This window comes from Ensifer sp. LBL (assembly GCF_050435225.1).
Taxonomy (GTDB): domain Bacteria; phylum Pseudomonadota; class Alphaproteobacteria; order Rhizobiales; family Rhizobiaceae; genus Ensifer.
Genome location: NZ_JBNDJY010000001.1, coordinates 1345840 through 1366299 on the forward strand (window position 1 = coordinate 1345840; position 20460 = coordinate 1366299).

At 63.7% G+C, this 20460-nt stretch carries 17 protein-coding genes; 1 reads left to right on the forward strand and 16 read right to left on the reverse strand.

Annotation, left to right across the window (positions count from 1 at the left end; all coding sequences use genetic code 11):
- Positions 1 to 5: 5 nt before the first annotated feature.
- From OKW20_RS06635 to rimP, 12 genes are all read right to left on the reverse strand, one after another.
- Positions 6 to 227, reverse strand: coding sequence for a hypothetical protein (locus OKW20_RS06635; RefSeq protein WP_043611846.1), 222 nt, complete (start codon positions 225 to 227; stop codon positions 6 to 8).
- Between the two features lie 155 nt (positions 228 to 382).
- Positions 383 to 1399: a class I SAM-dependent methyltransferase gene (locus tag OKW20_RS06640; RefSeq protein ID WP_043611843.1), complete on the reverse strand. Its 1017-nt coding sequence runs from the start codon at positions 1397 to 1399 to the stop codon at positions 383 to 385.
- An 81-nt stretch (positions 1400 to 1480) separates the two neighbouring features.
- Entirely contained in the window at positions 1481 to 3631 is a 2151-nt protein-coding gene (gene pnp, locus OKW20_RS06645; protein ID WP_043611841.1) for a polyribonucleotide nucleotidyltransferase, read from the reverse strand.
- Between the two features lie 356 nt (positions 3632 to 3987).
- Entirely contained in the window at positions 3988 to 4257 is a 270-nt protein-coding gene (gene rpsO / locus OKW20_RS06650) for a 30S ribosomal protein S15 (RefSeq protein ID WP_029742369.1), read from the reverse strand.
- Between the two features lie 271 nt (positions 4258 to 4528).
- The gene (locus OKW20_RS06655; RefSeq protein ID WP_429170996.1) at positions 4529 to 6241 is read right to left on the reverse strand and encodes a sensor histidine kinase; all 1713 of its coding nucleotides are present in this window, start codon (positions 6239 to 6241) and stop codon (positions 4529 to 4531) included.
- Positions 6242 to 6421: 180 nt separating this feature from the next.
- Positions 6422 to 7357, reverse strand: coding sequence for a tRNA pseudouridine(55) synthase TruB (gene truB / locus OKW20_RS06660; protein WP_034804752.1), 936 nt, complete (start codon positions 7355 to 7357; stop codon positions 6422 to 6424).
- Positions 7358 to 7365: 8 nt separating this feature from the next.
- Positions 7366 to 7770: a 30S ribosome-binding factor RbfA gene (gene rbfA, locus OKW20_RS06665; RefSeq protein WP_043611838.1), complete on the reverse strand. Its 405-nt coding sequence runs from the start codon at positions 7768 to 7770 to the stop codon at positions 7366 to 7368.
- Positions 7771 to 7850: 80 nt separating this feature from the next.
- The gene (locus OKW20_RS06670; protein WP_429170998.1) at positions 7851 to 8264 is read right to left on the reverse strand and encodes a hypothetical protein; all 414 of its coding nucleotides are present in this window, start codon (positions 8262 to 8264) and stop codon (positions 7851 to 7853) included.
- A gap of 39 nt (positions 8265 to 8303) precedes the next feature.
- Positions 8304 to 11003, reverse strand: coding sequence for a translation initiation factor IF-2 (gene infB, locus OKW20_RS06675; RefSeq protein ID WP_043611832.1), 2700 nt, complete (start codon positions 11001 to 11003; stop codon positions 8304 to 8306).
- A gap of 105 nt (positions 11004 to 11108) precedes the next feature.
- A complete protein-coding gene (locus tag OKW20_RS06680; RefSeq protein WP_429171000.1) occupies positions 11109 to 11816 on the reverse strand; it encodes an RNA-binding protein in 708 nt (235 codons plus the stop codon).
- Positions 11817 to 11821: 5 nt separating this feature from the next.
- Positions 11822 to 13441 (reverse strand): transcription termination factor NusA, encoded by a 1620-nt coding sequence (gene nusA, locus OKW20_RS06685; RefSeq protein WP_192448181.1) that lies wholly within the window; start codon positions 13439 to 13441, stop codon positions 11822 to 11824.
- A 45-nt stretch (positions 13442 to 13486) separates the two neighbouring features.
- On the reverse strand, positions 13487 to 14107 hold the full coding sequence (gene rimP, locus OKW20_RS06690; RefSeq protein ID WP_043611825.1) for a ribosome maturation factor RimP: 621 nt from the start codon (positions 14105 to 14107) through the stop codon (positions 13487 to 13489).
- Positions 14108 to 14380: 273 nt separating this feature from the next.
- Here rimP and OKW20_RS06695 point away from each other — a divergent pair, with 273 nt between their 5' ends.
- Positions 14381 to 16015, forward strand: coding sequence for an MFS transporter (locus OKW20_RS06695; protein ID WP_192448182.1), 1635 nt, complete (start codon positions 14381 to 14383; stop codon positions 16013 to 16015).
- Positions 16016 to 16129: 114 nt separating this feature from the next.
- Here the strand turns inward: OKW20_RS06695 and OKW20_RS06700 are convergent, their stop codons facing one another.
- The 4 genes from OKW20_RS06700 to OKW20_RS06715 all read right to left on the reverse strand — a co-directional run bounded on the left by OKW20_RS06700 (position 16130) and on the right by OKW20_RS06715 (position 20416).
- A complete protein-coding gene (locus OKW20_RS06700) occupies positions 16130 to 17425 on the reverse strand; it encodes a lytic murein transglycosylase (protein ID WP_429171002.1) in 1296 nt (431 codons plus the stop codon).
- A 10-nt stretch (positions 17426 to 17435) separates the two neighbouring features.
- On the reverse strand, positions 17436 to 18041 hold the full coding sequence (recR, locus tag OKW20_RS06705; protein ID WP_029742358.1) for a recombination mediator RecR: 606 nt from the start codon (positions 18039 to 18041) through the stop codon (positions 17436 to 17438).
- Between the two features lie 143 nt (positions 18042 to 18184).
- Positions 18185 to 18508 carry a YbaB/EbfC family nucleoid-associated protein gene (locus tag OKW20_RS06710; protein WP_029742357.1) on the reverse strand — a complete coding sequence of 108 codons (324 nt, stop codon included), beginning with the start codon at positions 18506 to 18508 and terminating at the stop codon, positions 18185 to 18187.
- Positions 18509 to 18547: 39 nt separating this feature from the next.
- Complete coding sequence (locus tag OKW20_RS06715; RefSeq protein WP_429171003.1) at positions 18548 to 20416, reverse strand: DNA polymerase III subunit gamma/tau; 1869 nt, start codon at positions 20414 to 20416, stop codon at positions 18548 to 18550.
- Positions 20417 to 20460 lie beyond the last annotated feature (44 nt).

A 20460-nucleotide genomic window follows, 5' to 3' on the forward strand; every position in this document is an offset into this window, starting at 1 on the left:
CTGCCTCAAACCAGGATGAAGAGCACGAGCAAGGCCACGATGACCGCCGCGACGACGAAGCCCGTATGGGTTCGGCGTGCGGGGTCAAGCGGCGAACGGTAGAGGCTCTGCAGGAACGACATGGGCACCTCGGAGGTCGCGCCATGTCCCTCGCCCTGCTTGATGTCCTTGGCGATAGCTTCGGCCGCATCCTCGCTCAAGGGCGGCCTGTTCACTCCCGACGTCATGGATCTCATCCTCCGGCAGCAAAACCGGGCACATGGTGAGCCGGATCTGCGGCGAAGGCAACGGGCAAAGTCTGGCGTGCGGCCAGATGCAAAAAAGCCGGTTCATTCGCCCGGCTTTTCCATTCTCGGTTCGTGCAAAATGGACCCTACTGGGCCTAGCGCTTGGCCCAGAGCACCTTGAAACGGGCGTTGCGGCAGGTCTCGCCATATTCCTTGGAATTTTCGGCCAGAACCTGCTCGTAGGGCAGGCCGCGATTGGCGACCATCATCAGCTTGCCACCCTGCTTCAGCGCCTTCAGCGCCGTCTTGATGATGGCGACGCCGAGCGCCGGCTCAGCCGCGTGGCCCTCATGGAAGGGCGGGTTCATGACGATGAGGTCGTACTTGTCGCGCGGCTCTTCGCTCGTCAGGTCGAACCAGTAGAAGCGCGCCGGCATGCGCGGCGCGTTCGCCATCATGTTGACGCGGGCCGCCTCGAGCGCCTCGTGATCGGCCTCGAAGAGATCGACCCCCTTGGTGCCCGGCGACGCTTCTGCGAGCTTGGCTGCGAGATAGCCCCAACCGGCGCCGAAATCGGCGGCATGACCGTGGAAATCGATCGGCAAACGCGAGGCCAGTAGTTCGGAGCCGGCATCGATACGGTCATGCGAGAACATGCCGGGCGATGCCTCGAACAGGCCATCGACGCGCACCGGCACCTTGGCGAGCTTTTGTACGGCGTCGGTGACATCTTCTGGACGGGTGAACCAGAAGGCGACGCCGTGGTATTTCGGCAGATGGTCGCCGTCCCATTCGAACTTGGCGATGCGCTTCTTCAGCGACTGGATGCCATCTTCCTTACCGCCGGCAACGACGATCAGGCCGCCTTCGCGCGTGCGCTTCAGCGCCTCGGCGATCCGGTCTTCGTTCTCGCCCTTGTGCTTGCCGCACAGGATCAGCGTGACGTCGTAGTCCTCGCCGGTGATTTCAGGCGCCACGTCGGCACGGGCGGCCTCCAGGGCGCGATAGAGCGGCCGCAGCGGCTGCACGGCAGAGATCGACGCCTCGAAGCCTTGGGGCAGCCTGTAGCCCGCTTCCGCGCCAAGGAACAGCACGCGCTCGCCCGCGCCCGGCGGGTCGATCACGCCGCTGTCGAACGGGTAAAACAGGGTCTTCAACGAATCTCGGCTCATCGGTCTATCCGTCATCTTCTTACAAGAAAGGGGCGCGGAGCGAACCGCCCCGCGCCCCGAATGCATTCGGGTGAAGCGCGCTTATTCAGCGGCTTCGCCGTCGCCCTTCTTCTCGGACTTCTCGGCAGCAATTTCCTTGCCGGTGGCCTGGTCGACGACCTTCATCGACAGGCGAACCTTGCCGCGCTCGTCGAAGCCCATGAGCTTGACCCAGACCTTGTCGCCTTCCTTGACGACATCGGTCGTCTTGGCGACGCGCTCGGAAGCGAGCTGCGAGATGTGGACGAGGCCGTCACGGGCGCCGAAGAAGTTGACGAAAGCGCCGAAGTCGGCGGTCTTCACAACGGTGCCTTCGTAGATCTGGCCGACTTCCGGCTCGGCGACGATCGAGTGGATCCACTTGCGGGCCGCTTCGATTTCCTTGCCGGACGAGGAGGCGATCTTCACGGTGCCGTCGTCTTCGATGTTGATCTTGGCGCCGGTCTTTTCGACGATTTCGCGGATGACCTTGCCGCCCGAACCGATGACTTCGCGGATCTTGTCGACCGGGATGTTCATGACTTCGATGCGCGGGGCGAATTCGCCGAGCTGGCCACGGCTTTCGGAGATGGCCTTGGCCATTTCGCCGAGGATGTGGAGACGGCCGCCCTTGGCCTGGTTGAGCGCGATGCCCATGATCTCTTCGGTGATGCCCTCGATCTTGATGTCCATCTGGAGCGAGGTGATACCGGCGTCGGTACCAGCGACCTTGAAGTCCATGTCGCCGAGGTGGTCTTCGTCGCCGAGGATGTCGGAGAGAACGGCGAAGCGCTCATCTTCCTTGATCAGGCCCATGGCGATACCGGCAACCGGCTTTGCAAGCGGAACGCCAGCGTCCATGAGGGCGAGCGAGGTGCCGCAGACGGTAGCCATCGAGGACGAGCCGTTCGACTCGGTGATCTCGGAAACGACGCGCAGCGTGTAGGGGAACTGCTCGGCTTCCGGCAGCATCGGGCGGATAGCGCGCCAGGCGAGCTTGCCGTGACCGATTTCGCGACGGCCCGGGGAGCCCATGCGACCGGTTTCGCCGACCGAGTAGGGCGGGAAGTTGTAGTGCAGCATGAAGCGTTCTTTGTACATGCCGGTCAGGCTGTCGACGTACTGTTCGTCTTCGCCGGTGCCGAGCGTGGCAACGACGATCGCCTGCGTCTCACCGCGGGTGAACAGGGCCGAACCGTGGGTACGCGGCAGAAGGCCGACTTCCGAAACGATCGCCCGAACGGTTTCGAGATCGCGGCCGTCGATGCGGCTCTTGGTGTCGAGGATGTTCCAGCGAACGATCTTGGCCTGCAGGTGCTTGAAGACGGCGCCGATGACTTCGGCAGTGTGCTTCGGCTCGGCGCCTTCCGGGAAGAAGTGTGCCTTCACCTTTGCCTTGACGGCGTCGACGGCAGCGTAGCGGGCAGCCTTCTCGGTGATCTTGTAGGCATCGCGCAGTTCGGCTTCGGCCATGCCGAGCATTTCGGCTTCGAGCGCGGAATGATCTTCCGGCTGGAAGTCGCGCGGCTCCTTGGCGGCAACTTCAGCGAGCTTGATGATTGCGTCGATGACCGGCTGGAAACCCTTCTGGCCGAATACGACGGCGCCGAGCATGACGTCTTCCGCCAGTTCCTTGGCTTCCGATTCAACCATCAGCACCGCTTCCTGGGTGCCGGCGACGACGAGGTCGAGGGTCGATTCGTCCATCTCGTCGAGATGCGGGTTCAGCACGTACTGGCCGTTGATGTAGCCGACGCGCGCGCCGCCGATCGGGCCCATGAACGGGACACCCGACAGCGTCAGCGCAGCAGAAGCGGCAACCATCGACAGGACGTCGGGGTTGTTTTCGAGGTCATGCTGCATGACCGTGACGACGACCTGGGTGTCGTTCTTGTAGCCCTCGGGGAACAGCGGGCGGATCGGGCGGTCGATCAGGCGCGAAACAAGTGTTTCGTTTTCGCTCGGACGGCCTTCGCGCTTGAAGTAGCCACCCGGGATCTTGCCGGCGGCGTAGGTCTTTTCCTGGTAGTTGACGGTCAGCGGGAAGAAGTCCTGGCCCGGCTTCGGCGCCTTGGCCGAAACGACGGTGGCGAGAACGACGGTTTCGCCGTAGGTGGCGAGAACGGCGCCGTCAGCCTGACGGGCGACCTTGCCGGTTTCGAGCTTGAGCGGACGCCCAGCCCATTCGATTTCAACCTTGTGGGTATCGAACATGTTCTGTCCTTCGTGTGCGGCGGACCTCTCCGCGGCTGTTGCAGCGCGGGCGGTCGAAGGGCCGCATGAAATGGCGCATCACGGGCAAGACAACGGGAGGCTTCACGCTTTAATCGGCTGGTTTCCGCTTTGCCCGTCCACCCGCTTTGAAGCGGCGTTTCCGGCAAGCAGGGGCCGAAGCATCCTGCAATCCTGCCCCATGACGGGCCATCGGTTGATCCGCGATACCGGCCCATCCGGCTCGCTGGACGCTCTCGTTTAGCCACGTTTCCTATGCGGCTGGAGAGTTTAATCGTCGAGCGTTCAACGCTCCATAAAAAAGCCGGCGGGCCGCAAAGACCCGCCGGATAAGTCGCTTAGCGACGGATGCCCAGGGCACCGATCAGCTTGGTGTAGCGCGCTTCGTCTTTCTTCTTCAGATAGTCGAGGAGCGAACGACGGCTGGAAACCATCGCGAGCAGACCACGGCGGGAATGGTTATCCTTCTTGTGGCCCTTGAAGTGTTCGGTCAGGTTGTTGATCCGTTCCGTCAGGATAGCAACCTGGACTTCCGGAGAGCCGGTGTCGCCTTCAACGGTTGCAAATTCCTTGATGAGCTGAGCCTTACGCTCTGCAGCAATCGACATCGGATGATCCTTTCGATTTCGAGGATTTAGGGACGCCGTCAGCCGGGATGTCGTCCAGCTGCGGCCGTGAATGCAACGGGCATTTAGCCTTTTGCTGGCGTGCCTATAAACGAATTGGATGAAAAAGGAAAGGGTCATGGACCGGCGCTCGCGAAGGCCGGCGGATGGCCTCAATATCCGGTCGGGCACCGCTTCATCGGGGGCGATTTTATCCGGCCGCGATCGGCAGCTGTGCGGCTCGGATCGGTGGAGAAAACCCGCCGGCGGCCGGTCATGGCGCGTCGTCTTCGCCGGCCTGTCGCGGCACGGTGATCCGCCACTCGATACCGTCGGCATGCATCGTCCGCTCCAGCACCGCATTCAGGGCCATGCCGAGCATGCGTTCGAGCACGAGCGTGCCAAAACCCTTGCGGATCGGGTCTGACGGCTTGCCCGCGAGATCGGCCCCCTCCTCCCGCCAGCGAATGGCGATGCCCTCATCCTCCAGCGACCAGCTCAGCTTGACGACGCCGGTGGTATTGGCGAGCGCGCCGTATTTGGTGGCATTGGTCGCGAGCTCGTGCAGCGCCATGCCGAGCGTCTGGGCGATCTGGGTTTCGAGCCGCAAAGGCGGACCGGACAGGATCACCCGCCTCGGATCGTCAGGCGTGAACGGCTGCAGCTGGTTCTGGGCCAGTTCCCGGAAATCCACCCCTTGGGCGGCATTGGCGATCATCAGGTCGGTGGAGCGGGCGAGCCCGGCGATGCGCTTGCGGAAACTGTCGGCGAAATCGGCGGCGCTCTCGGCCGAATAGACCGACTGGTTCAACATCGACTGGATCACCGTCAGCTGGTTCTTCGAGCGGTGCGCCACCTCGCGCATCAGGAACCGGATTTCGCTCTCCGCCTTGGTGCGTGCGGCTGCCGCCCGCGCCAGTGCCGCTGAGACCTGCTCGACCTCGGCGATCATGTGCGGGCGCGGCTCGATCCGCTCGCCGGCGCCAAGGCGGCGCGCATCCTGCGCCACGAGCTTCACACCCTGCGACAGGAGCCGCGCGATGGCCAGCGAACCGGCGATCGCGATGCCGGCAAAGATGATGCCGCCGAGCGAAAGCCACAGGAACGACCAGACGGCGGGCGCATCGACGATCGAGCGCGGCGCCCAGGCGATGATCCGCCAGCCGGTGATGACAGAGAATTCGGTCGCCACCCGATATTCCGTGCCGTTCTCCTTGATGTTGCGAACGCCGATGCTGATCGCTGGAACCTTGTCGAGAAAGAACGGCTTGCCGGCCTTGACCGCCGCATCCGAGGAGATGATGACCTTTCCCGCGCCGTCGACGAGGGCCGCGTTCCAGCCGGGCGACAGCGTATCACGGTTGACGGCCTTGGCCATGTTCTCGGCGTTTTGCGTCAAGGCCAGCAGGTATTCCTCACCGGTCGAGAGTTTGGCCGGCAGATAGACGTTGAACACCCATTTTCCGGCGGTCTTGCCGAAGAAGACATTGGAGACGAGCGGCGCGCCGTTGTTGGTGAAGGCGCGCTCGATGGAGTCCGGGTCGGATCCCTTGCCGAGCTGCGTGCCGAAGGGAACGCGGGTGTTGAGCCGCTGCTCGTGCTTGCGATCGATGACGATCAGGTAGGAATCGGTCTGGGCCAGCGCTGTCGAGGCTCTCTCGTAAAAGGCCTGCAAATTGGGGTCCTCGATCGCCCGCGAGGTCGACAGCACCTTCAGCGTCGTCAGCATCCCCTCGATATCGCGCTCGACGATGCGCGTCACCGATCCGGTCGAGGCCTGCAGCAGCGAGGTGATAACCTGCTCCTGCGCGTCGACGCTGCGCTTCAGCACGACGAGCGAAAAGATGAAGGCCGGAACGATGGCGACCAGCAGCAACGACGTCAGATAGAAACTGAACGGGCGGGTCAGCCCATGGCGGGCGCGATCGACCATCGCCGCCAGGCCATTGCTTGCCCTGCGTTTTCCTTCCTCCGTCACACCGGTCACCTGCAACGTCCCTTTCCGTTCCCTGGCGGCATCAACGCCTTGGGCGCACGTCGCCGCAAATGGCGCAACCGCCAAACGGCAACGAAACGCGATAGGGAAACGGAATCACCTCGGATGGACTGGGAACCCATGCCGGGATCATGCGTCAAGGATGAAGCAAAGGCAAATGGTTCCGGGCGCTTAGCTTCCGGCGAAGACACGCTTGGGACGGAATTCACCCTCAGCGATCTCACCGATAGCGACCAGCTTGCCGCGCGCCGTGGCATAGGCCTCGGGCGTCGCCAGCGGTGCGTCGCGGCCGCGCAGGATGATGGGATTGCCCATTCTGAGACGGTGCGCCTGGTCGTCGTTGACAGGCACGTGCGGCAGGCTGGAAAGCGCTTCGCCGGTCTCGATCAGATAGGCGTCGAGTGCCGCCAGACGTTCCTGGTCGTCCTCGATCTTTTCCAAAGCCACCAGGTCGGCAAGCGGCACCATGTCCTCTTCCCCGAAAGGGGCGACGAAGGTACGGCGCAGCGACGCGATGTGACCGAAACACCCGAGATCGCGGCCCATGTCGCGGGCGAGCGAGCGCACATAGGTGCCCTTGCCGCATTCGATTTCGAAATGGGCGAGATTGGGTGCAGCCCCCAGCAGCGTCAGCCGGTGGACCTCGACCTCGCGGGCCGGGATCTCGACCGTCTCGCCGTCGCGGGCGAGATCATAGGCGCGCTCGCCATCGATCTTGATCGCCGAGAACTGCGGCGGGACCTGGCTGATGACGCCGGTATATTTCGGCAGAAGCGCGCGGATCGCCTCTTCGTTCGGCCGCTCGGCCGAGGAATGGGTGACCTCACCTTCGAGGTCGTCCGTGGAGCGCTCCTCGCCCCAGGCGACGGTGAATTCGTAGATCTTGCGTCCATCCATCACGTAAGGGACGGTCTTCGTCGCATCGCCAAGCGCAATCGGCAGCATGCCTGAGGCGAGCGGATCGAGGGTGCCGGCGTGGCCGGCCTTCTGGGCCTTGAACAGCCACTTGATCTTCGAGACGGCTTCGGTGGAGCCGAAGTCGAGCGGCTTGTCGAGGATCAGCCAGCCCGAGATCGGGCGGCCCTTGGGCTTACGCGGTTTGGACATGAAATCTACTATTCTTCGTCTTCGGTCTGGTCGAGATCGCGGCTGACTTCCGGCGAACGCAGGAGTTCATCGATCTTCTTGTAGTTGTCGAAGCTCGTATCGTCGCGGAAACGAACGTCGGGCATGTATTTCATCTGCCGAAGCTGCGGGCCGAGGCGGCCGCGAATGTACTTGGCGTTGCGGTTCAGCGCGTCGATGACTTCGTCATGGTTGGGTACGCCGAGCGGGGTCACGTAGGCGGTGGCGATCTTCAGATCCGGCGACATGCGCACTTCCGAGATCGCGATGACGGTCTTTTCGATCACGGGATCGCGAACTTCGCCGCGCTGCAGAACCTGCGTGATCGCTGCACGCACCTGTTCACCGACACGCAGCATGCGCTGGGAAGGGGCAGAGGATGTGGCTTTGGTCATGGTCGTTGGCTTTCCAAGGTATTGCGCCCGCCCGGGGCGGCAATCCGTTTTATTCTTAAGCGTAATATAGCGTCCCTGCCTCAGCCACGGGTAGCCCTGATTGCCTGCGCCCGCTTTCTTTGACGCAGCCCCAGAAAGACGCCCGTAGCGGTCAACACGAGCGCGGACAGCAGATGGATCAGTTCGAACTGCGGATGAGCGCAACCCTCATTGATAGCCGACTGCCATACCTGGTGCTCGGCATCTCCCCAGGATGTGATGGCCATCATCAGGAGGAGGCCGCCGAGAAGACTCCCGACCCAAAGCAGCGCCCGAAGGCGCAAAACCACTGAACCGATAAACAGACAGAAAAGCGCCGCCAGGCCGACCCAATTGGTCAGGAAAGCGGCCACCTCGTTGAAAACCGAGAAATTCTGCCCATCCCATCCGGGATAGATCTTGTCGCAGACTTCCGCGAAAGCCGGCGTCCGCCAAAACGACACAACAGCGGCCAAGGCCGCCGTTGTGCAGATTTGCCGGGCTTTCAGCCCCCATTAGAGCGTCCGGGTGATATGCTCGACGCGGAAGCACTCGATCGTATCGCCGGCGCGGATGTCTTCGTAGTTCTCGAAGGCCATGCCGCATTCCTGACCGACGTTGACTTCAGAGACTTCGTCCTTGAAGCGCTTGAGGGTCTTGAGCTTGCCTTCGTGGATAACGACGTTGTCGCGAACCAGACGGACGCCGACGCCACGCTCGACCTTGCCTTCGGTGACGCGGCAACCCGCGACCTTGCCGACCTTGGTGATGTTGAACACCTCCAGGATCTCGGCGTTGCCGAGGAAGGTTTCGCGACGCTCCGGCGAGAGCAGACCCGACATCGCCGCCTTCACGTCATCCACCAGATCGTAGATGATGTTGTAGTAGCGGATCTCGATGCCGGCACGCTCGGCGGCCGAACGGGCCTGCGAGTTGGCGCGGACGTTGAAGCCGATGATCGCGGCGTTCGATGCCTCGGCGAGCGAGATATCGGACTCGGTGATACCACCGGCACCCGAATGCACGATGCGTGCACGCACTTCGTCGGTTCCGAGCTTTTCGAGAGCACCGGCGATCGCTTCGATCGAGCCCTGCACGTCGCCCTTGATGACCAGCGGGAACTCCTTGAGACCGGAGGTCTGGAGCTGGGTCATCATCTGCTCGAGCGAACCGCGCGAGCCGGACTGACGGGCAACCTGCTTCTCGCGGGCGAGACGCTGGCGGTATTCGGAGATCTCGCGAGCACGGCTTTCGTTTTCGACGACGGCGAACTTGTCACCGGCAGCCGGCGTACCCGACAGGCCGAGAACCTCGACCGGCATCGACGGGCCAGCTTCCTTGACGTGTTCGCCCTTGTCGTTGACGAGCGCGCGCACACGGCCCCACTGATCACCGGCGACGATGATCTGGCCCGGACGCAGCGTGCCCTTCTGAACGAGCACGGTCGCAACCGCACCACGGCCACGGTCAAGCTCGGCTTCGACCACCGTACCTTCGGCCGTCCGGTTCGGATTGGCGCGCAGGTCGAGGATTTCCGCCTGGAGCAGGATCGCTTCCAGCAGCTTGTCGAGGTTGGTGCCGTTCTTCGCGGAGACTTCCACGTCGAGAACTTCACCGCCCATGGATTCGACGAAGACTTCGTGCTGCAGCAGTTCGGTGCGAACCTTCTGCGGGTTTGCCGTCGGCTTGTCGACCTTGTTGATCGCCACGATGATCGGAACACCCGCCGCCTTGGCGTGGTTGATCGATTCGATCGTCTGCGGCATCACGCTGTCGTCAGCCGCAACCACCAGGATCGCGATGTCGGTCGCCTGGGCACCACGGGCACGCATGGCGGTGAACGCCGCGTGGCCGGGGGTGTCGATGAAGGTGATCTTGTTGCCGTTCTGCTCGACCTGGTAGGCGCCGATATGCTGGGTGATACCACCCGCTTCGCCGGCAACCACGTTGGCATGACGGATGGCGTCGAGCAGCGAGGTCTTGCCGTGGTCGACGTGACCCATGATCGTAACGATCGGCGGACGCGGCTCCATTTCTTCGTCCGAGTCCGAAACGTTGAAGATGCCTTCCTCGACGTCGGATTCCGAAACGCGCTTGACCGTGTGGCCGAATTCGCCAGCGATGAGTTCAGCCAGATCGGCGTCGATCAGATCGCCGGGCTTCATCATCTGACCTTCCTTCATCAGGTACTTGATGACATCGACGGCGCGTTCAGACATGCGCTGCGACAGTTCCTGAATGGTGATGGTTTCGGGCAGGATGACTTCGCGAGAAATCTTCTCGCGGGTTTCCTGCATCTGGCTGCGCTTGAACTTCTCCTGGCGACGACGCATGGCCGACAGCGAGCGAGCGCGCTGGCCGGCATCCTCATCGCCCGCGGTGCTCAGCGTCAGCTTGCCCTGGCGGCGACCATCGTCACCCTTCGGGCGGGCCGGAACCTTTGCCGGCTCCGGACGCACGACCTTGCCGCGAACCGGACCTGCGCCAGGACGCGGACCACGATCCTCATCCTTCTCGTTGTCGACCTTGCGGCCGCGCAGAGCGCCGGTCGGAGCCGGGGTCGGAAGTCCAGTTGCAGCTTCCGCAGGCCGTGCAGCCTGCGGGCGGCCGTCGGCGCGACGCTCGGTGGAAGCGGGTGCGCGAGCTGCCGCGGGGCGCTCTTCGACAACCTCTTCGACCTTTGCTTCGGGCTCGACTGCCGGACGGGCGGCTTCTTCAGCGGCGCGGCGTGCAGCTTCTTCCTTCTCCTGAAGGAGACGGGCTTCTTCCTCGCGCTTGCGGCGCGCTTCGTTCTCGGCGCGGATGACCGCTTCTTCGGCGTCGCGGATCTGCGCTTCGGCCAGAGCACGGCGGCGTGCATCGATCTCACCGGCTGAAAGCTGGTTCAGAACGACACCCACACGCGGCCGGTTGGCCTGGTTGGCTTCCTGGCGCGTCGAATGCTGCTGCGGCTGCGGGGCCGGGCGGCCGGAAGGCTGCGGCTGAGCCGGACGCTGCTCGACCGGGCGTGCGGCGGGAGCCGCGGCAACCGGCGTGATCGGGCGCTCGTCCTTAGGGCGATGGAAGGGGCGTTTCTTGGTTTCGACCACGACCGCCTTGGTGCGGCCACGGCCCATGTCCTGACGCACGGTCCCCTGCGAAACCCCGTGGGGCTTCAGGGTCAGCGTCTTCTTGCCTGCTGCGCTGCCTGTCTTGTCGTCGTTGTTGTCGGTCATTCCGTTCCGTTCCTAGCGATCAGGGCCGGATGCGTATCACCTGACCCTGTCTTCCAAATTGTCTCAAACAATGTACGCGATGCCAGACTGTGCCGGTGACTCGGGTCATTGCTGTGGCTTGCCAGCGCCGCCTTCGGCCCGGACCGGGACGGATCCTCGGTACTTTTCGAGCATGATTGCGCGCTTCACTACACCCTCACCCGCCTGCCCTGCAAGCGCTGCGGCATGGATAAAAGCATTACTTCCTAAAAGGCCCTCCATTTCCGCCCCGGTGAAGGGACGGAACGAAGGTATTTCCGTTTCGTCGTCGGCCACGAAGCTCATCGCCTTGCGGGCCTGGTCTATCTTGCGCACGCCGTCGGCGGCAGCATCGGCCGCGTGGAACACGGCAAGCGCTGCCAGACCGCGCACGGCCTGCTCCGTCTTCGTCGCGCCGGAAATGAACTGGGCCGCCTTGCGCGCCAAGTTCATCATTCCGGCCAGCTGCTCACCGAGCAGCCGGTCGACATCGTCGGCGAGCGTCGCGTCAGCCTTGACGTCCGCCTTGAGTGCGCGGGCGAAGAACTTCTTCGCCACCGCCTTCTCGATCAGCGCCCGCTCGGCCTTCACCCAGCAGCCGCGCCCCGGAAGCTGACGCTTCAGATCCGGAACGACGCGACCGTCGGGCCCGGCCACGAAGCGGATCAGCTCGTCGGGCGATCCGCTTTCGCGGGTGACGATGCAGGTCCGCGTGCTGCCGCTGCGATCCTTCGGACCCCCATCTACAGGCAGGGTGTCCGAAGACAGGCTGTCGGCCTCATCAGAGACGGTCATCGCCCTTAAGCGTCCTGCTCGGCGCCTTCGGCAACGTCGATCGGCTCTTCACCTTCGACCTCGTCGCTTGCCAGGTCCTCTTCCGTGATCCAGCCAGCCGCAAGGCGGGCCTGAACGATCATGGCTTCGGCTTCGGCGCGCGAAACTTCGAACTTCGAGAAGGTGCCCTCGAAACGCTTGGTCTCGCCGTCCTTGCGTTCGCTCCAGCCGACGAGATCGTCCGCGGCGCAACCGGCAAAGTCTTCGACCGTCTTGATGCCTTCTTCGCCGAGCGCAACGAGCATCTGGCTCGTCAGGCCGTCGATCGAGCGCAGTTCGTCGGCAACGCCGAGTTCCTTGCGCTTGGCATCCAGTTCGGCTTCCAGCTTTTCCAGGAACTCGCGGGCGCGGGTCTGGATTTCGGTCGCGGTCTCGTCGTCGAAGCCGTCGATCGAGGCGATTTCGTCGAGATCGACATAGGCGAGCTCCTCGACGGCGGCAAAGCCTTCGGAAGCCAGAACCTGACCGACCATTTCGTCGACGTCGAGCGCGTCCATGAATAGGTTGGTGCGCTCGGTGAATTCCTTCTGGCGGCGCTCGCTCTCTTCCTGCTCGGTGAGGATGTCGATATCCCAGCCGGTCAGCTGCGAGGCAAGGCGAACGTTCTGGCCGCGACGACCGATGGCGAGCGACAGCTGCTCGTCCGGAACGACCACTTCGATGCGCTCTGCATCCTCGTCGAGAACGACCTTGGCGACTTCCGCCGGCTGCAGCGCGTTGACGATGAACGATGCCGGGTCCTGCGACCACGGAATGATGTCGATCTTTTCGCCCTGCAGTTCGCCGACGACGGCCTGAACGCGCGAACCGCGCATACCGACGCAGGCGCCGACCGGATCGATCGAGCTATCGTTGGAGACAACGGCGATCTTGGCGCGCGAACCCGGATCACGGGCAACCGACTTGATCTGGATGATGCCGTCGTAGATCTCAGGCACTTCCATGGTGAAGAGCTTCACCATGAACTGCGGATGGGTACGCGACAGGAAGATCTGCGGGCCGCGCTGTTCGCGGCGAACGTCGTAGACGAAGGCGCGGACGCGGTCGCCGTAGCGCATGTTTTCGCGCGGGATCATCTCGTCGCGGCGGATGATGCCTTCGCCACGGCCAAGGTCGACGATGACGTTGCCGTATTCGACGCGCTTGACGGTGCCGTTGACGATTTCGCCGACGCGATCCTTGAACTCGTCGAACTGGCGATCGCGTTCGGCTTCACGAACCTTCTGCACGATGACCTGCTTGGCCGACTGGGCGGCGATGCGACCGAAATCCATCGGCGGCAGCGGATCGGCGATGAAGTCGCCGAGCTTGGCATCCGGGTTGCGATCGCGAGCAAGCTCGAGCGGGATCTGCGTGGAGTAATCGTCAGCCTTCTCGACCACTTCCAGAAGACGCTGCAGGCGGATTTCGCCGGTCTTGGAGTTGATGTCGGCGCGGATGTTCGATTCCGACCCATAGCGCGAGCGGGCGGCCTTCTGGATCGCGTCGGCCATCGCGGCCAGAACGATCTCACGGTCGATCACCTTTTCACGCGCGACAGCATCCGCGATCTGCAGAAGCTCGAGCCGGTTAGCACTGACTGCCATGTCTTGTCTCCGTTGGGTTGCAGGGGGCTTCACGCTCCGCCCGACTTATTCCTCAATAGGTGAATCTTCGTCTTCGAAATTTTCATTCGCAGCGCGTGCCGCCTTCGCCTTCTTGTCGGCGGTCAGCGCATCACGGATCAGATCGTCGGTCAGGATCAGCCGCGCTTCGGAAAGCGTGGTGAACGGGATCACGACGACGGGCTCCTCGCCATAGGCAACCTGGTCGCGCTCGAGCCGGAAACCGTCGTCATCGACGGAAACGATCTTGCCGCGGAACCGCTTGCGGCCGTCGACCAGAACCGACGTCTCGCATTTCAGCAGGTGACCCTGCCAGCGGAAGAAGTCGGACTTGCGCACCATCGGGCGGTCGATGCCCGGCGACGACACTTCGAGATGATACGCCTTGTCGATCGGATCTTCCACATCGAGCACCGGCGAAATGGCCTTGGAGATCTCTTCGCAGTCCTCAACGGTCATGGTGCCGTCGGTGCGCTCGGCCATGATCTGCAGCGTCAGGCCGTTCTGGCCGGACATGCGCACGCGCACGAGCTGGTAACCCATCGGCACGATGACCGGCTCGATGATGTCGGCGACGCGCTGGTCGAGACCGGTTTCGGTGATCAGGCGGGGTTCATGTGCATTTTCAGCCGTTGTCGTATCGGACAAACGATCATCTCCTCATCGGACCGGCTAATAAAAAAGAGCGGGTCCTGACGGGCCCACTCTTCATCTACCGATCAAGAATTTGAGGCTCATATACGCCCCATCGCCGCAAATTGCAAGGCGTTGGGCCGCCCGCCGCAAATGGCCGGACTGTCCGCCGGCGAGCATCTTCGCCAACAAGGTCAGTTTCAGCGGGTGGCACTTCGCGTTGTCCGGCCTATAACAGGTAACGAACCGCTTCGAGACGACAATCAAGAAACGAAGAGAGAAGACGAGGTGCCCACCCGTATTTCGCCGCTTGCCCCCTTCAAGCACGACATCTTCCGCACGATCTGGATCGCGAGCCTCGCCTCCAATTTCGGCGGCCTCATTCAATCGGTCGGCGCCGCCTGGCTGATGACCTCCATTTCCTCATCGGCGAACATGGTGGCGCTGGTGCAGGCTTCCACCTCACTGCCGATCATGCTCTTTTCGCTCGTCTCCGGCGCGCTTGCCGACAATTTCGACCGGCGGCGGATCATGCTGGTGGCGCAGTGTTTCATGCTCTTCGTCTCGGCGCTGTTGACGATCTTTGCCTATGTGGGGCTGATCACACCCTGGCTGCTCCTGCTCTTCACCTTCCTCATCGGCTGCGGCACGGCGCTCAACAACCCGTCCTGGCAGGCGTCGGTCGGTGACATGGTCCCGCGCGAAGACCTGCCGGCGGCAGTCGCGCTCAACAGCATGGGCTTCAACATCACCCGCAGCGTCGGCCCGGCGATCGGCGGTGCCATCGTTGCGGCACTCGGCGCGGCGGCGGCCTTCTTTGCCAACACGCTCAGCTATTTCGCCATCCTCTTTGCGCTGGTGCGCTGGCGTCGCGAGGTGCCGACGAACACGCTGCCGCGCGAGACGCTGGGTCGCGCCATTTCGGCTGGCCTGCGCTATGTCGCGATGTCGCCCAACATCGGCAAGGTGCTCTTGCGCGGCTTCCTCTTCGGCCTTTCGGCGAGCGCCATCCTCGCGCTTCTGCCGCTCGTCGCCCGCGACCTCGTCCAGGGCGGGCCACTCACCTACGGTCTTATGCTCGGCGCCTTCGGCCTCGGCGCGATCGGCGGGGCGCTGCTCTCTGCCCGGCTGCGCGAGAAGCTTTCGAGCGAGGCGATCGTGCGCATCGCCTTTACCGGCTTTGCGGCCAGCGCCGCGATCACGGCCTGGAGCACCTATGCCTGGCTGAGCTGTCTCGTGCTGCTTATCTCCGGCGCCTGTTGGGTGCTGGCGCTGTCGTTGTTCAACACCACCGTGCAGCTTTCGACACCGCGCTGGGTGGTCGGCCGGGCGCTGTCGCTCTACCAGACCATGACCTTCGGCGGCATCGCCGGCGGCAGCTGGCTCTGGGGTACGGCCGCCGAGCAATATGGCGCGGCCAACGCGTTGATGGGCTCCTGTCTGCTGATGTTCGCCGGGGTCGTGGTCGGCTTCCGCCTGCCCTTGCCGGAGTTCACCTCGCTCAACCTCGATCCGCTCAACCGCTTCAACGAGCCGCCGCTCGAACTGGACCTGAAGCCGCGCAGCGGCCCGATCGTCATCATGATCGACTACGAGATCGCCGATGACGATATCCCGGAGTTCCTGACGACGATGGCGGAACGCCGGCGCATCCGCATTCGCGACGGCGCCGGACATTGGGCGCTGATGCGCGATCTGGAAAACCCGACCACCTGGACCGAGACCTATCACGTGCCGACCTGGGTCGAATATGTGCGCCACAACCAGCGCCGCACCCAGGCCGACGCCGCCGTCGGCGACCGGCTGACGGCATTGCATAGCGGCAAGACGCCACCGCGGGTGCACCGGATGATCGAGCGCCAGACGATCGTCCCGACGCATTACGAGCGCTACAAGCGACAGGTGAATGTGGACATGCACTAGGTGCTGTTGCCGGCTCTTGCGCCGACATGGGGATCATGCGACAAAAAAAAGGCCCCGTCACCGGGGCCTTTTTCGTTTTGCCGGTTCACAACGCAAGCACCGGCCGGAATTACGTTAACGCAGCTTCGCCTTCAGCGAGGCATCCGGGAAGCAGGTGGCGGCAAGGCCGCTCTTTGCCTGCCAGTCGCCGAGCGAGCGGCGCGTCTTGTAGCCGGGAAGGCCATCGACCTTGCCGACGTCGTAACCCTTGGCAACGAGCGCCTTCTGCATCTTGAGAACATCCGAACGCAGCATGTTGCCGACGTCGCCCCACGTGCCACGGAAAGCGCCGCCGCCGGTGGCGATGCGGTCGGCAAGGTTGCCGATGAACAGCGCGTAGAGGTCGGAGTTGTTGTATTCCTTGAGCACGTAGAAGTTCGGCGTGACGATGAACTCCGGCCCGTGCCGGCCGGCCGGCACCAGCATCATCGAGGATGCCGAAAGTTCGTGCGACGGGAAGGCCTTGCCGGAAATCTGGGTAATGCCCTTGTTTGCCCAACTTGACAGGGGCTGGGCGAGATCCGGGCCTTCCTGCGCACAGGAGACGGCTTCCGGGATCGACACCTCAAAGCCCCAGTCGCGGTCGCGCTGCCACCCCTTCTTGACGAGATAGTTGGCGATCGACGCCAGGCTGTCGGGCACCGAATTCCAGATGTCGCGGCGCCCGTCGCCATCGAAATCGACGGCATATTGCAGGAAGCTCGACGGCATAAACTGCGGCTGGCCCATCGCGCCGGCCCAGGAGCCGCGCATCGCCGCCTCGTCGACATCGCCGCTATCGAGAATATGCAGCGCCGCGATCAGCTCGCGGCGAAAGAGGTCCGGCCGCGTCGACATGAAGGCCTTGGTCGCGAGCACATCGACCACAGGATAGGGGATCTTGGCGCGGCCGAAGCCGGATTCGCGGCCCCAGATCGCAATGACCACCGAGCCCGGCACGCCATAGGTGCGCTCGATCTTCTTGAGCGTCGAGGCATGGGTGGACGCCAGGCCGCGGCCGGTGCCGGCGAGCCCCTGCAGGCGCTTTTCCGAGAAGTAGTTTCCGGGCGAGGAAAACTCCGCCTGGCTCTGCTTCTGCTCCTTCGGCTTCGGGAAGCCGGGGGGCGCCAGATCCGGCAGATCCCAGTTGAGCTTCACGTCAGAAAACGCCGCCTTGAAGGAGCCGGCGGAAATGCCCGCCTTCTTCGCTTCCGGCCAGAGGTCATTCTGCAACCAGGTGCGGAACTGCGCCTCGACATCGGCCTTGGTGGCGGCGTGGGCGGGGAGGCTGAGAGCGAGGAACGCTGCGACGGCGGCGAGGAGGTGTGCACGGGGCTTGCCTCCCTCTGCACGACCGGAAAACAGCGAACGAACCAGAGACTTCAAACGCATCGGCATCCCTTCAGATCGACGTGCGGGCGCGAAGGGCCGCTGCCAGCGTGCCCTCGTCGAGATAGTCGAGCTCGCCACCGACGGGCACGCCATGGGCAAGCCGGGTGATCTTCACCTCCATGCCTTCGAGCTGGTCGGTGATGTAGTGCGCCGTGGTCTGGCCCTCGACGGTGGCGTTGACGGCGATGATCAGTTCGCGGACACCGCCATTGGCGACGCGTTGCACCAGGCCCTTGATGTTGAGATCGTCAGGGCCGACGCCGTCGAGCGGCGAGAGCGTGCCGCCAAGCACGTGATAGGCGGCGTTCATCGCGCCGGCGCGCTCTAGCGCCCAGAGGTCGGAGACGTCCTCGACAACGATGAGCACGGAGTGGTCGCGACGCTCGTCGGAACAGACGGTGCAGGGATCGATCGTATCGACATTGCCGCAGCAGGAGCAGATGCGGACCTTGCGGTGCGCTTCGCCCATCGCGTCGGCGAGCGGCCCCAGCAACTGGTCCTTCTTCTTGACGAGATGGAGGGCGGCACGCCGTGCGGAGCGTGGCCCAAGCCCCGGGACCTTCGCCAGGAGCTGGATGAGTTTTTCGATTTCGGGGCCGGTGACTCGTTTTGCCATGCGGCGCTTTTAGCCCATATCGGCCCGAAACGGAATCGCCTTCGAAACGCCGTCAACGCGGCATCCGGCGGCCTTCACCGCCGGCATGCGAGGGAAGCGGCCGACGAGACCGCCCGCTTCCCGAACTTAACGCCTGGCAGCGATCAGAACGGCAGCTTCATGCCGGGCGGGATCGGCAGGCCGGCGGTCAGCTCGCGGGTCTTTTCCGCCTGCACGGCCTCGGCCTTGTCCTTGGCGTCCTTGTGGGCGGCGACGATCAGGTCTTCGAGGATCTCGACGTCGTCTTCCTTGAACAGTGAGGGGTCGATCTTCAGGCTCTTGAGGGTGCCCTTGCCGTCGAGGCGAACCGTGACGAGGCCACCGCCGGAGGTGCCGTCGACTTCGAGTGCGGCGATTTCCGCCTGCATCTTCTCCATCTTGGCCTGCATTTCCTTGACCTTGCCCATCATCCCCATGATGTCGCGCATCGTCGTCTCCTGTTCTTCTGTTTCTGCTCGCAGACGGGATTATTCGATGTCGTCGCCAGGGACGATATCGCCGTCGGCGGATTCGGCTGTGGCCGGAGCCTGGCTCTCGACCTCTTCTTCAACGGCGCGAATGCGCACGTCGGTGATCTTGGCGCCCGGGAACCGGGCGAGAATGGCGGCGACATCGGGATCCTGGCGTGCGTCGTTGACGCGCTGCTCCTGCGCCCGCTGTTCCGCCTCGATCAATGTCGGCTGGCCGGCCTCTCGGCTGTAGCTGACGATCCAGTGGATACCGGTCCATTCCTTGAGCTTGACCGCAACTTCGCCAAGCAGGGTCTTCGGCGCGTCGTCCGAGACGTTGACGTCGAGACGACCGGGCTCGATCCGCACGAGCCGCAGGAAACCGCGCACGAGCGTCTTCAGCTTGATGTCGCGGTTCTTGGCGCAGAGATCGGCGATGTCGGCGATCGAATTGACCGGCACCGACGGCTGCGGCTTGGCCGCAGGCGCCGGCATCGGGCGTTCTTCGATGCGGCCGACCGCAACCGCCTGGGGCGCTACGTCCGGCACGGCGCGCAGCATGGTTGCGCCATTGCTCGTCGGGCGTTGCACCGGCATCGGCTGCGATGCCTGGGCCGACACGGACACGGAAGCCTGGGCCTGAGCGCCGCCGCCGTTTCCACCCGAAGGGCCAGGACGAGCGCCGCCGCCTTCATTACCGGAAAGCTCCAGCAAGCGCCGCGCAGCCTCTTCCGGCGCCGGCAGATGTGCCGCATGCGCCAGGCGGATCAGCACCATTTCGGCAGCACCCGCCGGGCGCGACGAGCTTTCGGCTTCCGGAATACCCTTGAGCAGCATCTGCCAGATGCGCGACAGTGCGGTGACCGCGACGCTTTCGGCGAAAGCAGCACCGCGGGTGCGCTCGATCTCGCTCAAGGACTGGTCGTTGACCGCCTCGGGCACGTATTTCATGCGGGTGACGAGATGGGTGAAATCGGCAAGATCGGTCAAGACGACCGTCGGGTTGGCGCCGGCCTCATACTGAGCCGTGAATTCCTCGAGGGCCGCGGCGACATCGCCTTTGACGACGTGCTCGAACAGGTCGACGATGCGGGCGCGGTCGGCAAGGCCGAGCATCGAGCGCACGGTCTCTACCTCGACGGCGCCGCCGCCGTGGGCGATCGCCTGGTCGAGCAGCGACAGGCCGTCACGGGCAGAACCTTCGGCGGCGCGGGCGACCATGGCGAGCGCCTCCGGATCGAAGGAGACGCCTTCCTTGCCGAGGATCGTCGAAAACAGGCCGACGAGATCCGATGCGCTGATGCGGCGCAGGTCGAAGCGCTGGCAGCGCGACAGAACCGTGATCGGCACTTTGCGGATTTCGGTGGTGGCGAAGATGAATTTCACGTGCTCCGGCGGCTCTTCGAGCGTCTTCAGCAGGCCGTTGAAAGCCTGGGTCGAGAGCATGTGCACTTCGTCGATGATGTAGACTTTATAGCGGGCCGAAACCGGGCGGTAGCGGACCTGCTCGATGATCTCGCGGATATCGTCGATGCCGGTGTGCGAAGCGGCGTCCATTTCGATGACGTCGACATGACGTCCATCCATGATCGCCTGGCAATGTTCGCCGGGAACACGCAGGTCGATCGTCGGCCGATCGATATCCGGTGTCTTGTAATTGAGCGCGCGAGCGAGGATGCGGGCGGTGGTGGTCTTGCCGACCCCGCGCACGCCGGTCAGCATATAGGCCTGGGCGATGCGACCGGTTTCGAACGCGTTGGTGAGCGTGCGCACCATCGGTTCCTGTCCGACCATCAGGTCGGAGAAATCCTTGGGGCGATATTTGCGCGCCAGAACACGGTAGGCGGCTGGTTTCTCAACGGATGAAATGGACGTATCGTCGCTCATCGACCCTGCCGCTGTTCGAACTCTTGTCCCGACAGGACGGAAAA

Excerpts from the sequence above, each read along its gene's own strand:
- OKW20_RS06700 (WP_429171002.1), bottom strand. The coding sequence starts at position 17,425 with ATGCGTTTGAAGTCTCTGGTTCGTTCGCTGTTTTCCGGTCGTGCAGAG.
- OKW20_RS06715 (WP_429171003.1), bottom strand. The coding sequence starts at position 20,416 with ATGAGCGACGATACGTCCATTTCATCCGTTGAGAAACCAGCCGCCTAC.
- OKW20_RS06635 (WP_043611846.1), bottom strand. The coding sequence starts at position 227 with ATGACGTCGGGAGTGAACAGGCCGCCCTTGAGCGAGGATGCGGCCGAA.
- infB (WP_043611832.1), bottom strand. The coding sequence starts at position 11,003 with ATGACCGACAACAACGACGACAAGACAGGCAGCGCAGCAGGCAAGAAG.
- OKW20_RS06710 (WP_029742357.1), bottom strand. The coding sequence starts at position 18,508 with ATGCGCGACATCATGGGGATGATGGGCAAGGTCAAGGAAATGCAGGCC.
- OKW20_RS06640 (WP_043611843.1), bottom strand. The coding sequence starts at position 1,399 with ATGAGCCGAGATTCGTTGAAGACCCTGTTTTACCCGTTCGACAGCGGC.
- pnp (WP_043611841.1), bottom strand. The coding sequence starts at position 3,631 with ATGTTCGATACCCACAAGGTTGAAATCGAATGGGCTGGGCGTCCGCTC.
- rpsO (WP_029742369.1), bottom strand. The coding sequence starts at position 4,257 with ATGTCGATTGCTGCAGAGCGTAAGGCTCAGCTCATCAAGGAATTTGCA.
- recR (WP_029742358.1), bottom strand. The coding sequence starts at position 18,041 with ATGGCAAAACGAGTCACCGGCCCCGAAATCGAAAAACTCATCCAGCTC.
- truB (WP_034804752.1), bottom strand. The coding sequence starts at position 7,357 with ATGTCCAAACCGCGTAAGCCCAAGGGCCGCCCGATCTCGGGCTGGCTG.
- OKW20_RS06680 (WP_429171000.1), bottom strand. The coding sequence starts at position 11,816 with ATGACCGTCTCTGATGAGGCCGACAGCCTGTCTTCGGACACCCTGCCT.
- rbfA (WP_043611838.1), bottom strand. The coding sequence starts at position 7,770 with ATGACCAAAGCCACATCCTCTGCCCCTTCCCAGCGCATGCTGCGTGTC.
- nusA (WP_192448181.1), bottom strand. The coding sequence starts at position 13,441 with ATGGCAGTCAGTGCTAACCGGCTCGAGCTTCTGCAGATCGCGGATGCT.